Origin of the sequence: Bradyrhizobium paxllaeri, from assembly GCF_001693515.2 — a bacterium.
GTDB classification, from domain to species: Bacteria; Pseudomonadota; Alphaproteobacteria; order Rhizobiales; family Xanthobacteraceae; genus Bradyrhizobium; species Bradyrhizobium paxllaeri.
Window position 1 is genome coordinate 4,415,437 of record NZ_CP042968.1, and the last position, 14,367, is coordinate 4,429,803.

A 14,367-nucleotide genomic window follows, 5' to 3' on the forward strand; every position below is an offset into this window, starting at 1 on the left:
TGTCTCGCCGCCCCGTCGAGGGCATCGCCTAAGCGCGCGTGCGTTAGCCGTGCCGCTTGGGAACTCGCGCGTTTAGAGCCAACGATAGTTGCGCCAGCGCGCGTCGACGATTCTCAGATCTCCTGAAAGTTTTTCAATGGGCACTTCTCCCAAAGTGGACGGCTGCGCGCCGATCCACGTCTTCGCCTCGTCCAAATCCTGGATCGAGGGCAATGCTACACTGCAACTCCAACAGGTCGCCGGATTGCCCGGCGTCCGCGCGGTCGCCGCGATGCCGGACCTTCATCCCGGCAAATACGGTCCCGTAGGCTGCGCCGTTCTGTCGGATCACATTCACCCGCAACTTGTCGGCTCCGACATCGGCTGCGGCATGGGGCTGTTTCAGCTTGATGTCGCCGCGCGCAAGCTGCGGCTCGATCAACTGGCCGGGCGCTTGCACGCGCTCGATCGGCCATGGGACGGCGATACAAGCAGCGTTCTGGCTGACGCCAGCCTTCACACTACCGCGTTCGATGCGTCGCTCGGCAGCATTGGCGGCGGCAACCACTTCTGCGAATTCCAGGCGATCGAGGAAATCCTCGAGCCTGCCACCGCCGCAGAGGCCGGGCTCGACCGCGACCATGCCTATGTCCTGGTCCATTCCGGTTCGCGGGGCCTCGGCTTCTCGATCCTGGAGCGAGAGATGGGGAATGGGCAGGTAGCGCTTGCCCCCGCGAGTGAAGCCGGCAGCGCCTACATGGATGCGCATGACCACGCCGTACAGTGGGCCAGGCTCAACCGCCGCATCATCGCTGAACGCGCTGCGGCCGCGGCGCGAGCGGACCTGCGTCTTGTCAACGATCTGGCGCACAACATGGTCGAGCGTCAGGCCGACGCAGGCGGCAACGTAATGGCGCTGCATCGAAAGGGCGCGGCGGCTTCCGACCGCGGGCTGGTGCCGGTGCCGGGATCGCGCGGGACGTTGTCGTATCTCGTGGAGCCGCTGGCGGCGATGCAAACCGATGCGCTCGCTTCCCTCGCCCACGGTGCCGGCCGCAAATACGATCGCGCCTCCATGCACGGCCGCGTCCGGGTCAAAAAGTCGGACGTCGCACGGCTCGAGCGCAATCCCTATGGCGGCATCGTCGTCTGCGGCGATCGCGGCCTGCTCGCGGAAGAGGCGCCGGAGGCCTACAAGAACATCGAACGCGTCATCGCCGATCTCGTCGAGTTCGGCCTCGCACGCGTAGTGGCGACGTTCCGTCCGCTGGTGACGTTCAAGAAGGCGCAGTCCAGTGTCGCGGCCGGTGCCTCCCGACGGGAGAAATCCTGGAAGGAGGATCGCCGATGATCCGGCTTCTCTTCACCAGCGGACGCGGTCCGGCGGAATGCCAGATCGCGGTCCGGAAAGCCATTGCAACGCTCGTGGCCGAAGCTGCTGCGCTAGGGCTTGAAACCGACTGCGTAGAAGGCCCGAGCCCCGACAAGCATGGTCCGGGCTCGGCCATCGTCGTGATCCACGGCGAGGCCGCGGCCACGTTCGCGCGGCCATGGATCGGTGCGATCCAATGGGTGGCGCAAAGCCCGGTCCGGCCGCATCACAAGCGCAAGAACTGGTTCATCGGCGTCGTCGAGCTTCCGGCACCGCCGGAAGCCCCGAAGGCGCTGGCAGCGCAGGATGTCCACTTCGAAGCCTTCCGGGCCGGAGGTCCCGGCGGCCAGCATCAGAACAAGACCGAGAGCGCCGTGCGCGCCACCCACATCGCCAGCGGGCTTTCTGTCGTGGCGCGGGAGGAACGCTCGCAGCACCGCAACAAGGCGCTGGCCCTGGAGCGGATTGCGGCGCTACTCCGGCTGCAGGGCGAACTCGAAGCGATCACCGCGCGGAACGATGCGCATGCAGCGCATGATCGGCTGGAACGCGGGCGGGCGGTGAAGCGGTTCAAGGGCATGGCCTTCAAGACGGCATAGATCGTTGCCCCTGGCCGGAAAAAAGCCGTGGACGTTCCGCGCAATCCCGCGCATGACGGCACGAAACGGTCTTAGGCTTCTGCAATGCGTCCCACTTTGCTCAATTCCTTGTTTGCACCGGTCACGAGCCTTCCCGGCGTCGGGCCGAAGCAGGACAAGCTGTTGCGCTACCTGCTTGGCCGCGATGAGACGCCGCGGCTGGTCGATCTGCTGCTGCATCTGCCGGCCAGCGTGATCGACCGCCGGGCGCGGCCGAAGATCCGCGAGGCGGCACAGGGAACCGTGGTGACGCTGGAGGTCACCGTGGATCGCCACCGCCCGCCTCCGCCGCGCAATTCCCGCGCGCCCTACCTTGTCTATGCCTCTGACGATACCGGCGACGTCGTGCTGACATTCTTCCGCGCCAAGCCCGGCTATGTCGAGAAGCTGCTGCCGGTCGGCGAGAAGCGCTACGTGTCGGGCACGCTGCAGATGTATGACGGCATCCCGCAGATCGTGCATCCCGACCGTGTCGTCGATGAGGCGGCATTCTCGAAACTCAGCGGCATCGATCCGGTCTATCCGCTGACCCAAGGCCTCGCGCTGGGTTCGCTACGCCGCGCGATCGCGCAGGCGCTGCAGAAGGCCCCCGAGCTTCCCGAATGGATCAGCCCGGAAGTGATCCGCCGCTGCAGCTTTCCGCCAATCCGCGAGGCGCTCAATCGCGTGCACGTGCCGGTCGAACTCACCGACATTTTGCCTGATGGCCCGTTCTGGTCACGGCTCGCCTTCGACGAACTCTTGGCCGGCCAACTGGCGCTGGCGCTGGTGCGCGCGCAACTCCGGCGTCCGGCCGGCGACCGCAATGCCGGCGACGGCCATCTGCGCCACAGGATCATCGACGCCCTGCCCTACGCGCTGACGGCGTCACAGCGCGAGGCGGTCGCCGCCATCACCGCGGATTTGCTCCAACCGGTGCGGATGCTGCGTCTGCTGCAAGGCGATGTCGGCTCCGGCAAGACGGTGGTGGCGCTGCTCGCCGCCGCCGCTGTCACCGAGGCCGGCAAGCAGGCCGCGCTGATGGCGCCGACCGAAATTCTCGCCCGCCAGCATATCAAGACCATCGCCCCGCTGGCCGAACGCGCGGGCTTGCGGGTCGCCATCCTGACCGGTCGCGAGAAGGGCAAGGAGCGGCGCGAGATTTTGGCGCAGCTCGAAGCCGGCGAGATCGATTTTCTGGTCGGCACGCACGCGCTGATCCAGGACGACGTGATCTTCAAGGCGCTGGCGCTGGCGGTGGTCGACGAACAGCACCGTTTCGGCGTCCGCGAACGCCTTGCGCTCACCAACAAGGGCGAAGCCGTCGACGTGCTGGTGCTGAGCGCGACGCCGATCCCGCGCACGCTGGTGCTGACATACTTTGGCGACATGGATGTATCCGAGTTGCGCGAGAAGCCCGCCGGCCGGCAGCCGATCGAAACCCGCGCGGTTCCGGCCAGCCGCCTCGACGAGGTCGTCGACGCGGTTGGCCGCGCGCTCAAGGCCGGCAAGCTGGTCTACTGGATCTGTCCGCTGGTCGAGGAATCCGAGGCCGAAGGCACTGAACATCTCACCAACGCCACCGAGCGCTTCGAGAAGCTGCAGAAGCGTTTTGGCGACAAGGTCGGTCTCGTCCATGGGCAGATGAAGGGCACGGAGAAAGACCGCGTGATGGCGCAGTTCGCCGCGCACGAGATCGGGCTCTTGGTGGCGACCACGGTGGTCGAGGTCGGCGTCGACGTCCCGGCCGCGACCATCATGGTGATCGAGAACGCCGAGCGTTTTGGGCTCGCGCAATTGCACCAGTTGCGCGGCCGGATCGGGCGCGGGTCGGAGGCGTCGACCTGTCTGCTGCTCTACAAGGAGCCGCTCGGCGAGATGTCGAAGGCGCGGCTGAAGGTGATCCGCGAGACCACCGACGGCTTCCGGATCGCCGAGGAGGATTTGAAGCTGCGCGGCGAAGGCGACGTGCTCGGCATCCGCCAGAGCGGCCTGCCCGGCTATCGCATCGCCCGCTCCGACGTGCACGCCCAATTGATCACGCAGGCGCGCGACGAGGCGCTGCGGATCATGAAGGACAATCCGAAACTCAAGGGCGAGCGCGGCGAGGCGCTGCGCTGCCTGCTCTACCTGTATGAGCGCGATGAAGCCGTGCCGCTGATCGGCGCGGGATGACGCGCCGCGGCGTCGGCAATGCGGCCCCGGTAGAGTTCGGTGCCCTCGACGATCTTGTCGAGCAGATCCTCCAGCGCCCAGAATTTCTCGTGGACATCGTAGGTGACGGCACGGCTGTCGGTGCACTCGAATGTACCGAGACGCTGGTGGTAGAGTTTTGCCAGCTTCGGATAGCCCATCGGTTCGGCCATCGCCGACAGCGCGAGAAAAACCGAAAGCTCGTCCGCCAGCGCCGGATGGCTGGCGTGCTCGGTCATCATCCACTGGTAGAGATCGGGATGGAAGTTCGTGAACACGCCGGTGAAGCCGCGTGAGCCCGCTTTCATCGCATCGAAGGCGATCGCCGCATTGGCGTTGACGATGGCAAGCGGCGTGCCCTTCGTCAACGCCACGCGACGCTTGACCGTTTCGAGGTCGCAGGAGACATCCTTGAGAATGACGAAGCGGCCGCTATTCGCGCAGAATTTCAGTTCGTCGTCGCTGAGCAGACGCCGATAGGGCGCCGGGCACTCATAGAGGCCGAGCGGAATGTGCTTCGGCAGCCGGTCGAGCAGCCAGGTCAGGTCGTCGATGAACTTCGTCCCGCCTTCCTGCCTGGCGTCGAGACGGTTGGTGACGAGCACCATACCGTCGACGCCGGTTGCGGCAATCGCGGTCAGTTCAGTGAGCTGATCGTCCAGGCTTTCGCTGATGTGGCCGGAGGCAATCACCGGCACGCGGCGGGCGGCGGCTTGTCTGACGAAAGCGGCGAGTTCGACGCGTTCGTCAAGCGTGAGAAACTGCATTTCGCTGGACTGGCAGACCGCAAACAGCGCGTCCGAACCATTGTCGATGTACCATTCCACCAGCCGGCCGAGGCCGGGATAGTCAATCCCGCCGCTTTCGGTGAACGGCGTGATCATCACGGGAATGATGCCTTCGATCTTCTTGGTCATGTTCGGCCTAGGAGCATTCGAGGATTTTCGATGCAAGGATTGTCGTCATTCCGGGATGCGCGAAGCGCAGACCCGGAATCTCGAGATTCCGGGTTCGCATCTTCGATGCGCCCCGGAATGGCGGCTCAAATCACTCCACCTTCACCTTTGCGGGAGCTGGCTGCAGTGCGGCTGCTGAATTCGCCACGCGTGCCGCATTCGCCATGCCGGCCAGCGCGGCGTTGCGCTTCTGCGGGTCGGAGCCGGGCTGCACCACGCCGGCCGACATGATCAGGGTTGCGGCGTCCTCGGTGCTCATGTCGACTTCGATGATCTTGCTCTTTGGCACGTAGAAGAAGAAACCCGTGGTCGGGTTCGGCGCGCAGGGCAGGAACACCGAGATGTGCTCCTCCTGGCCGGGAAGCTGGCTCGCGACATTCGCGCTCGGCGACTGCGAGATCAGGACGATCGACCACATGCCGGGCGAGGGAAATTCGACCAGGCCGACCTTCCGGAAGCTCGAACCCTTGCCGGAGAACAGCGTCTCGAACACCTGCTTCAGGCCGCGATAGATCGCGCGCACCACCGGCATGCGGCCGAGCAGCCGTTCGCCAAGATCAACCAGCGTCCGTCCGATCAAATTGGCGGTGAGGAAACCCAGCATCGTCAGCGCAAACACCGCGACGATCAGCCCGGAGCCCGGCAATCCGAACGGCAGATAGGTTTCCGGCCGGTAGGCCGTCGGCACGAACGGGCGGACCAGGTTGTCCACCCAGTTCACGAACCACCAGGTCAGATACAGGGTGATGGCGACCGGCCCTGCGACAATCAGTCCGGTCAGGAAATAGTTCCGGAAACGGGCGACCAGCCCGGCGTGATGCTCTTCCAGAAGGGGTTCCTCCGGAGGCGCGGTCGGGGGCAGTTCTTCGCGGTTCATCGTGGTTCCAGATCAGGGCAAGCCGGCCTATGCCAGCTAAGCCATCCTAGCAGGTTTTTGAAGACCCGGCGTGACAGCCAATGGACTTGACTAGAGCCTTTTCCGTTTCGATGGAATCGAAACGGGGCCCTAGATTCCTATTTTGACGCGTTTTCTTGACGCGAACCGGGTCCACCCCGGATCAAGTCCGGGGCAAGCTTTCGCTCGAAAACGTTCTATTCGACCGTTACCGATTTGGCGAGATTTCGCGGCTGATCCACGTCCGTGCCCATCACCACGGCGGTATGATAGGCCAGCAGTTGCACCGGGACGGCATAGACCATCGGGGTGAACGCCGAGGCCATGTCGGGCAGCACGATCGTGACCAGCGATTCGATGGTGGCTTCCGCCGCCCCCTTGGCGTCGGTCATCAGGATGATGTTGCCGCCGCGGGCCGCGACTTCCTGCATGTTGGAGACGGTCTTTTCGAACACCCGGTCATGCGGCGCGATCACCACGACCGGCATGTTTTCGTCAATCAGCGCGATCGGCCCGTGCTTGAGTTCGCCGGCGGCATAGCCTTCGGCGTGAATGTACGAAATTTCCTTCAGCTTCAGCGCGCCCTCCAGCGCCAGCGGATAGCTGGTGCCGCGGCCGAGATAGAGCACGTCCTTGGATTTCGAGATGTCGCGCGCCAGCTTCTCGATCTGCGGCTCGATGGTCAGCGCCGCCGCCATCAGCCGCGGGATCTCGACCAGACCATGCACGAGCTTGGTTTCGTCCTCCTCGGACAGTTCGCCGCGCGCCTTGCCGGCGGCGACCGCGAGCGAGGCCAGCACCATCAACTGGCAGGTGAACGCCTTGGTCGAGGCGACGCCGATTTCGGGACCGGCCAGCGTCTGCAGCACGGTCTCGCTTTCGCGCGCGATCGTCGAGGTCGGCACGTTCACGACAGACAGCGTGTGAGCGCCCTCGCCCTTGGCGTAGCGCAGCGCGGCCAGCGTATCGGCGGTCTCGCCGGACTGCGAGATGAAGATCGCAAGATCGCCCTTGCGCAACGGCGCCTCGCGGTAGCGGAATTCGGAGGCGATATCGATTTCGACCGGAATGCGCGCCAGCCGCTCGAACCAGTATTTGGCGACGTAACCGGCAAGGTTCGCGGTGCCGCAGGCCGTGATCGAAACGCGCTGGATGTCCTTGAAGTCGAACGGCAGCGTGACCGGCAGCATGACGCGCTCGCTCGCCATGTCGATATAGCGCGCCAGCGTGTGCCCGACCACTTCCGGCTGCTCGTGGATTTCCTTGGCCATGAAGTGGCGGTAGTTCGCCTTGTCGACCAGCGAGGTCGAGGCTGAGTGCTTGACCGCGTCGCGGTGCACGATGGCGTTGTTCTTGTCGTAGATGACCGCGCCCTTGCGCGTCAGCACCACCCAGTCGCCGTCTTCGAGGTAGCTGATCGTATCGGTGAACGGCCCGAGCGCGATCGCATCCGAGCCCAGATACATCTCGCCATCGCCATGACCAATGGCAAGCGGCGGGCCGTTGCGGGCGCCGATCATCAGGTCATCATCGCCGGCGAAGATGAAGCCGAGCGCGAACGCGCCGCGCAATTCCGACAGCGCCGCCCTCACCGCCTCGACCGGCTTGACGCCCTTTTGCAGAAAGCTGTCGACGAGGTGGAGCACGATCTCGGTGTCGGTTTCGGTCTTGAAGTCAGCCCCCTTCTTCTCCAGCGCCTCGCGCAGCTCGCGGAAGTTCTCGATGATGCCGTTGTGGACCACGGCGACGCGTTCGGTCGCGTGCGGATGCGCATTGTTCTCGGTCGGCTTGCCGTGGGTCGCCCAGCGCGTGTGCCCGATGCCGGTGTGACCGCCGAGCGGTTCGGCCTGCAGCCGCTTTTCCAGGTTCTTCAGCTTGCCCTCGGCGCGCCGGCGCGCGAGGTGATCGCCTTCCAGCGTGGCGACCCCTGCGGAATCATAGCCGCGATATTCAAGCCGCTTGAGTGAGTCTACCAGGAGCTCCGCGACCGGAGCTTTCCCAAGAATGCCGACAATGCCGCACATGCGGTTCAATTTCCCCAAATCGACGAATAGCGTCGCAACCCGTTCATCTCTTAACGAGAAATGAAGTCCGACAGATACTCAATAATTATTGCGGATTGAGACAGTCTTAAGCGGAAAGCTTAATGGGTAGCTCAACCGGGGATTAACCTGTCATATCCGCAAGGCGTGCGGAATACGGGTCCGCGATCTCGCGGCATGATTTGCCCGAGGCTTGGCCGTGGTTCCCTCGAAGAAAGAGGGAGCAGGGAATGCCGGATGCGCGCTGCACCCGCGGTCTCGCGTGCAATGGGTAGAAGGAAACGCACACGAGCATACAGGTTCAGCGGAGGCAATCCGGCATTCCCTGCGCAATGGCTTTACGGCTTATAACGCGCTCTTGTGTCCGCAAAATCTGCCAGAATGTGCGAACGGGCGGTTCTGACCAACCGCCCGTCGCTGGATCTGATCCCGTTCGTGCTCAAAGGCCGAGAGCCTGTCGGGGAGCGAGGGACAGATCCGGTGGTCTTCCTCAACCCGAACAGTTGCACGGGCTTCGAGCCCGAACCGAGCAAGGAAGGGAGTGGATGATGGCACAAGATGAGGTCGTTGTCGTCGGTATTGATGTGGCCAAGGACAAGGTGGATGCGTGCATTCGCTCGCTGTCTCAATGGCAGACGTTCCCAAGTACCGCGGAGGGGCAGCGTGCCCTGATCCGCTGGCTTCGCAAACACAGGGGCGGCAAGGCAGCCATGGAGGCTTCCGGCGGTTATGAGCAGGACTGGGCCAAGGCGCTGCGCGAGGCCCGCATCGAAGTCCGGATCGTCGACCCGAAGCGGGTGCGCAGCTTCGCCCGCTCGGCCGGACGCCTCGCCAAGAACGATCCGATCGATGCGGAGATGATCGCCTGGTTCGCCGAGACCTTCACCGAAGCACCGGGCCAAGCCTACGACGCGGCACGCGAGAGGTTGGTCAAGATCGTCAATGCACGCCAAGGACTGCTCGATCTACAGACTAGCTTGAAAAACAGTGGCGAGCATTCCGTGCCGGACGTCGTGCAGAAAATGCAGGCGCGGCTCTTGAAGAAGATTGCCGTCGAAGTCGCCAAGCTCGATACTGCGATCGCAGCCCAGGTCAAAGCGACACCGCATTTTGCCGAGCTCGCCGAGATCATCGAGAGCGTGCCGGGACTTGGCAAGATCACTTCCGCCGGACTGATCGCGACGATGCCGGAACTGGGCCAGGTGAACGACAATATCGTCGCGGCCTTGTTGGGGGTAGCACCTTACGATGACGATAGTGGCCAACGGCGGGGCAACCGCCACATCAAGGGCGGACGCCGAAAGGCCCGCAACCTCTTCTACATGCCTTGCATGGGAGCTGCGACCCAGCACAACCCCGTGCTCAAGGCGTTCTATGACCGCCTGATCGCCAAGGGAAAGGAGCCGAAGGTTGCGCTCACCGCCTGTATGCGCAAGCTCATCGTCATCCTCAACACCATGATCGCGCGACGCCAAAAATGGGACGCCAACCGCTACAAAGTGAGCGACCCCGCTCGGCTTCCGCCGAGCGCATGCCCAGCCTAAAGACCGGTGAGCGGATGGGGTCAAGGCCGTCAGCCGCCGGAGGCGGTGGCGCGTAGCGCCAGCCTTGAGGCCAGCCGATCACAGGGCTACATCAACACAGTTGCTCCCCGGCGACGAATTCCTTTTTGTCACCGTCACCAGCGGATTGAGATTTGTCTTGAGCCCGGTCGGGCCGACGCATCTCCGCTGGTTTAACATCAGCCACGGATGCCAGAACCACGCGACTTCGCCGTACGCAGCGCCCTCACCCTTCACTTCGATCGGCGAGATGCCGACCAAAATTCTGGCGAAGGCCTTGAAACGCCGGTCGTCTGCGCTGGCGTAAGATCACTCACGGGAGAACCCGCCCTGCGACCACGATCGCGCCCGACGCCGCTGCGTCCACCGCATCCAACCCCGCGTCCGTGACGATCGCGATACGCCCCTCTTGCCGGGGTGGATGGGCAGATTGATAGCGGTGATTTGGGCGCGCGTGGAAGCGGAATATTTTTTCGGAGACGACTGGACTGGTAGCATCAGGTTGATTTGGTTCAGCAAATTAGCTTGGCGCGCAAGGGGCAAGTAGCTGACTCCCCCCGCCGTCAATATGGTGGCCAGCAGAACGGTGAGTAGAGCCGGAGACGAGAACATGACGCTCATTGTCGGGATGGCGAATGCTGAAATAGGGTTCCTGGTGGGAGACACGTTGCTAACCCCCTTGCTGGAAGTTAAGGGCAATCCAGCGGGGGTAGTAAACGGCGAATTCCATGGCCTCAAAATTCAAATCCTGAATGATCAAGTAGCGATTGCGTTTTCCTCCTCAAACGCTGTCGACATCGCTCTAAACATCATCGCGGAGGTATGGCGCAAGTTGCAGAGCAATTCTCAAACGGACATCTGCGTCGAGCTATTGGAGCACTACCAGAAAAATTTAGAATCATCGGGCAATGAAAAGCCGGACTGTGAATTTCTAGTTCTGCAACTGGACGAGAAAGGCAATCAGTTAGTCCATGTCACCGCTGAGGGAATACGGCCTTGCGAGCGATGTTACATCGGCGATCAGGCTCAATATAAGCAATTGAACGCCCTTAGAAAGCCGTACCTTCCAACGGAAGCATACGTGCAGCAGCCTGATGGAAGCTTCAAGGTAGAAAAGGCGAACGACAGTAAAGGTCAGATCGAATTTATGGAAATAAGCCTGGCATTGGAGGAACTGGTCCAGCAAAGAAATAAGGCTGTAGGCGCGATCGGCGGCAACGTCATTCGGGTCCGCGACGCGTGGCCGTCGGGCAATTTGGAATACATGCAAATCGGCATGGCCTCTCTTAGTCCAGAAGAGGGCCAATCGGGCTATTCTCTTCTTTCGTCCAGCACAGGGACAAGAGGGGTTGGAATATATTATAAGTCCGGAAAGCTAGGTTTCTTGATGATCGTCGGCGATGCCGAAACGTGCCGTAAGGAGACGGCAGAAACCATTCAGTCGTTTATCGAACTGGCAGCCAAAGAGTATGGCATGAATTTGGTCGGACCAACTTAACAAACAAACGATGCCTTCTAGCGAAGGCCACGCAACGAGATGTGCAACCTCTCTTCGATCACAACCAACCGAGCAAGTAGCCCGCATGAGCACAGCGATATGCGGGGATACCCTCGGATGTCGCTGCATTCATCCTGGCTACGCTCGCTATCATTAGGAGTTTGCAGATGGCAAAGAAACTTCCGCCGATTCACCCCGGCGAAATCTTGCGGGAAGAGTTTCTCGTTCCGCTCAAGCTGACGCCCTACGCCGTCGCAGCGGCGCTGCACGTGCCGCGCACCCGGATCGAACGCATCGCGCGCGAAGAAAAGCCCATTACGGCTGACACCGCGCTGCGGCTCGGCAAGTTCTTCAAGACCGGCGCTGCGTTCTGGATGAACATTCAGGCGCGCTACGACCTCGAAAAGGCCGAAGACGTGCTCGCCCCGCAGATCAAAAAGATTGCGTCCTACGAGGCGGCGTGAGAGCTACGGCTAGTGCACTTTACTACACTCGCGCAGGCAAATATTCTCCAATGCGAGTTCGAATTGCGGTGACGGTGCAGTCCAGCACTGTCACCATAATAGCAGGTCCGATATTTCGGCGCGGACCTGGTCGCGGTTTCAACGGCGCCGCCTGACCGCGAACGAAAAGCGAAGGCTGCGGCGGGCGCTGATGGACGGCGACGCGCCGCAAAAAATGAAATCGAACTAAACTCTTACTGCTTCCTGGCCATGGTCTCCAGCGCCGCGCCGACTGAGCTGATGCTGGTGCTAGTTGAAAAACTCAGGAAAGCGGGAAAGCCACCAGCAACGACATCGAGTTCACGGTCCTGCAACACTCTGTCGTGCTCTCGATCCTGCGATGCATCGTCTGTCTTGTTCATGATTTCTCTCCATCCGAACTAGCGCGGACCATCCGTCGCTGGGCGCGGCCACACTGGCGCAACGCTCTCGCCGCCGCGACGAGCCGAGAGCGTGGCCAAACTACGTGATGATCACATCTTTCAGTGTGATGACGAGGTACTCCACTGGCCTATCGCGGACCGCGCTCGGCTTTCCGCCTGAGACCTGTTCGAGTTGGTCGTCGGTCAGTTCGTGCACTTCGGGGCTGGCTTCGGAATTGTGCATGGGGGGCGTGCTCATGATCCAAGCCAGCGCGGACCATCCGTCGCTGGTGCCGCCACACTGGCCCAACGCTCTCGCCGCCACTGTGACCCTAGTCACACATTTCGCTGTTGTCGTCGTCGGTCGTGGTGGCGCGATGCGCGTCGACGGCTGGCGATCGTGGCGCGGTGGTCCTCACGACACATGAAGACTTTTGCCCCAGGCGTTAATCGCCGTCAAAATTGATGTGCCGACGCATCATTTACCCAGCCAGCACCAGATCGCTCGCCTTCTCGGCCAGCGCAATTGTGGCGGCGTTGGTCATTGCCTGCGGGATCCCCGGAAATACTGACGCGTCGATGACGCGCAGGGCCGAGACGCCTTTTACACGCAAGGCATTATCGACGACGGCGCCCACGCGGCAGGTGCCGACAGGGTGATGGAACGAATCCGCCGCACAAAGAATGAACTTGCGTAGGTCGGTCGTGGTTGTTGCATCGGGCCCCGGATAAACCTCCCGCATGCGCCAGTCGGCAAAGACAGCACCGGCCCCGATTTCGCGCGCGAGAGAAACGCCCTCGACAAGAAGGTCGAGATCGGCCGGCTCGGAGAGGTAGTTCGGATCAATCAGGGCCGGGACCCGAGGATTGCCGGAGGCAAGTTGCACGCTCCCGCGGCTCCGGGGTCGCATCAGGCAAGGCACAAGAACGTAAGCCGGTGAAGGCAACGCCCCGACGCCTGGCAGGACGAACGGCAAGGAAAGGCACATCACAAGGTGATCGGGACTTTCCCTGGGGTCACTGGGCGGCACGTAGAGAAGAGCATCGGCATGGTTATAATGCGAGCGCGGCACGTCGCGACGTGCCGCATAGGCCACGCCCGCGACCAGCAGATGGTCTTCAAGATGGCGGCCGACATCCGGCAGATCCCGGACAACGGGAATACCGAGGGATCGGAGTTGGTCGGCAGGGCCTATTCCGGACAGCATCAGGAGGCGTGGTGAATCGATTGCGCCGGCGCAAAGCAGGAGTTCGCCGTCCACCCGCACTGTTCGTTCGAAAAGTCGCAGGCCGATGCACCGTCCGCCTTCGATCGCAAGACCGAGCACTTCCGTGTTCACCAAGAGATCCACGGCCACGTTCTCGAGACTGTCGAGATAAGCTGTCGCGGCATCGTCGCGAACCCCTCTTTTGATACTGAGTTGATTCCAGCCGACGCCTGTCGTGACCTCCCCTCCGATGTCTGAAGTCATCGAGAACCCGAGGTCTTGCGACGCCTTGACGAAGGCGGATGCCACATGCGTGCGATCCGTGACGTCTGCGAGCGACAGCACATGCAGAGGACCGTTGCCGCCCCGCCATGCGCTGGCGCCTCCGGAAAAAGTCTCAGCGCGCTTAAAGTAAGGCAGAAGGTCCGCAGCGCGCCACCCCTCGGGCCAGCGATCATAAGCGGCCGGATGGCCGCGCTGATAGGCGAGCGCATTGATGGTGCTTGAGCCACCCACAACCTTCCCGCGCGGGCAGCGAATGATGCGGCCTCCCAGTCCCGGTTGCGGGATTGTCTGATAGCGCCAGTCGAACTGGCTGCCCTGGAGCTTGGGCCATTCCGGCGGATCTGTGATATCAGCCAGCTTCGCTTGGCCGCCTGCTTGGCCGCCGGCCTCGACAACGAGTACCCGTCGTCCTGCGAGACCAAGCCGATGCGCCAGAACGCAACCGGCTGATCCCGCGCCGACGATTACATAGTCATAGGCTGAACGAAGCTGTTCGGGCGAACCGAGTATATGCGCGCCGGACACGGCGCCGGCGGACCGGGCCAGACCGGACAGCGCCAGGCCACCGCCGATCGTCGCCGCAAGCGCCTTGCGCCGATTGACTTGCCGGCTCGTCGATCGTCCTGCCACAGGTCATTCTCCAAATGAGCCTGTCACAGAAATTAGCGTGTCTCATTCCAGGGGTGCAGTCCAGCATCACCGTAATTCCGCATCACCCCAATGCGCATTGGCGGCGGTCTGCTCACGATCTCCGGCGGCGCCATTACACCGGCAAGACCGAGCGCTGGACCATTTTGAACCCGGAAGCGGGGCGCCGCGACTTACTGGTTTAACCCAAAGCGGACATCGCTTCCGGCTTGGGCTGATATCTGCTTTGACGCGAAGGACTGCACAT

General features: G+C 62.5%; 12 protein-coding genes. 6 read left to right on the forward strand and 6 right to left on the reverse strand.

The window, feature by feature from the left end; translation table 11 throughout:
• The first annotated feature begins 136 nt into the window (after positions 1 to 136).
• The 3 genes from LMTR21_RS21115 to recG all read left to right on the forward strand — a co-directional run bounded on the left by LMTR21_RS21115 (position 137) and on the right by recG (position 4,143).
• Complete coding sequence (locus tag LMTR21_RS21115) at positions 137 to 1,330, forward strand: RNA ligase RtcB family protein (RefSeq protein WP_065755511.1); 1,194 nt, start codon at positions 137 to 139, stop codon at positions 1,328 to 1,330.
• Positions 1,327 to 1,950 (forward strand): peptide chain release factor H, encoded by a 624-nt coding sequence (prfH, locus tag LMTR21_RS21120; RefSeq protein WP_065755510.1) that lies wholly within the window; start codon positions 1,327 to 1,329, stop codon positions 1,948 to 1,950. Before LMTR21_RS21115 ends, prfH begins: the two co-directional genes overlap by 4 nt.
• A gap of 84 nt (positions 1,951 to 2,034) precedes the next feature.
• Positions 2,035 to 4,143, forward strand: coding sequence for an ATP-dependent DNA helicase RecG (gene recG, locus LMTR21_RS21125; RefSeq protein ID WP_065755509.1), 2,109 nt, complete (start codon positions 2,035 to 2,037; stop codon positions 4,141 to 4,143).
• On the opposite strand, the gene LMTR21_RS21130 is transcribed toward recG, so the two are convergent.
• From LMTR21_RS21130 to glmS, 3 genes are all read right to left on the reverse strand, one after another.
• The gene (locus LMTR21_RS21130; RefSeq protein ID WP_065755508.1) at positions 4,095 to 5,078 is read right to left on the reverse strand and encodes a dihydrodipicolinate synthase family protein; all 984 of its coding nucleotides are present in this window, start codon (positions 5,076 to 5,078) and stop codon (positions 4,095 to 4,097) included. The two genes, recG and LMTR21_RS21130, sit on opposite strands and share 49 nt — an antisense overlap.
• A 130-nt stretch (positions 5,079 to 5,208) precedes the next feature.
• Positions 5,209 to 5,994 (reverse strand): DUF502 domain-containing protein, encoded by a 786-nt coding sequence (locus LMTR21_RS21135; RefSeq protein WP_065755507.1) that lies wholly within the window; start codon positions 5,992 to 5,994, stop codon positions 5,209 to 5,211.
• 215 nt (positions 5,995 to 6,209) lie between these two features.
• The gene (glmS, locus tag LMTR21_RS21140; protein WP_065755506.1) at positions 6,210 to 8,036 is read right to left on the reverse strand and encodes a glutamine--fructose-6-phosphate transaminase (isomerizing); all 1,827 of its coding nucleotides are present in this window, start codon (positions 8,034 to 8,036) and stop codon (positions 6,210 to 6,212) included.
• A gap of 563 nt (positions 8,037 to 8,599) precedes the next feature.
• Here glmS and LMTR21_RS21145 point away from each other — a divergent pair.
• From LMTR21_RS21145 to LMTR21_RS21155, 3 genes are all read left to right on the forward strand, one after another.
• Positions 8,600 to 9,598 (forward strand): IS110 family RNA-guided transposase, encoded by a 999-nt coding sequence (locus tag LMTR21_RS21145; RefSeq protein ID WP_084030388.1) that lies wholly within the window; start codon positions 8,600 to 8,602, stop codon positions 9,596 to 9,598.
• Between the two features lie 628 nt (positions 9,599 to 10,226).
• A complete protein-coding gene (locus LMTR21_RS21150) occupies positions 10,227 to 11,114 on the forward strand; it encodes a hypothetical protein (protein ID WP_065753865.1) in 888 nt (295 codons plus the stop codon).
• Between the two features lie 167 nt (positions 11,115 to 11,281).
• Positions 11,282 to 11,578 (forward strand): HigA family addiction module antitoxin, encoded by a 297-nt coding sequence (locus tag LMTR21_RS21155; RefSeq protein ID WP_065753864.1) that lies wholly within the window; start codon positions 11,282 to 11,284, stop codon positions 11,576 to 11,578.
• A 233-nt stretch (positions 11,579 to 11,811) separates the two neighbouring features.
• Here the strand turns inward: LMTR21_RS21155 and LMTR21_RS40150 are convergent, their stop codons facing one another.
• From LMTR21_RS40150 to LMTR21_RS21165, 3 genes are all read right to left on the reverse strand, one after another.
• Complete coding sequence (locus LMTR21_RS40150; protein ID WP_187399154.1) at positions 11,812 to 11,979, reverse strand: hypothetical protein; 168 nt, start codon at positions 11,977 to 11,979, stop codon at positions 11,812 to 11,814.
• A gap of 100 nt (positions 11,980 to 12,079) precedes the next feature.
• Positions 12,080 to 12,238: a bacteriocin gene (locus LMTR21_RS21160; RefSeq protein ID WP_141688369.1), complete on the reverse strand. Its 159-nt coding sequence runs from the start codon at positions 12,236 to 12,238 to the stop codon at positions 12,080 to 12,082.
• A 223-nt stretch (positions 12,239 to 12,461) separates the two neighbouring features.
• Positions 12,462 to 14,102 carry a GMC family oxidoreductase gene (locus tag LMTR21_RS21165; protein WP_084030682.1) on the reverse strand — a complete coding sequence of 547 codons (1,641 nt, stop codon included), beginning with the start codon at positions 14,100 to 14,102 and terminating at the stop codon, positions 12,462 to 12,464.
• Between the last annotated feature and the right edge of the window lie 265 nt (positions 14,103 to 14,367).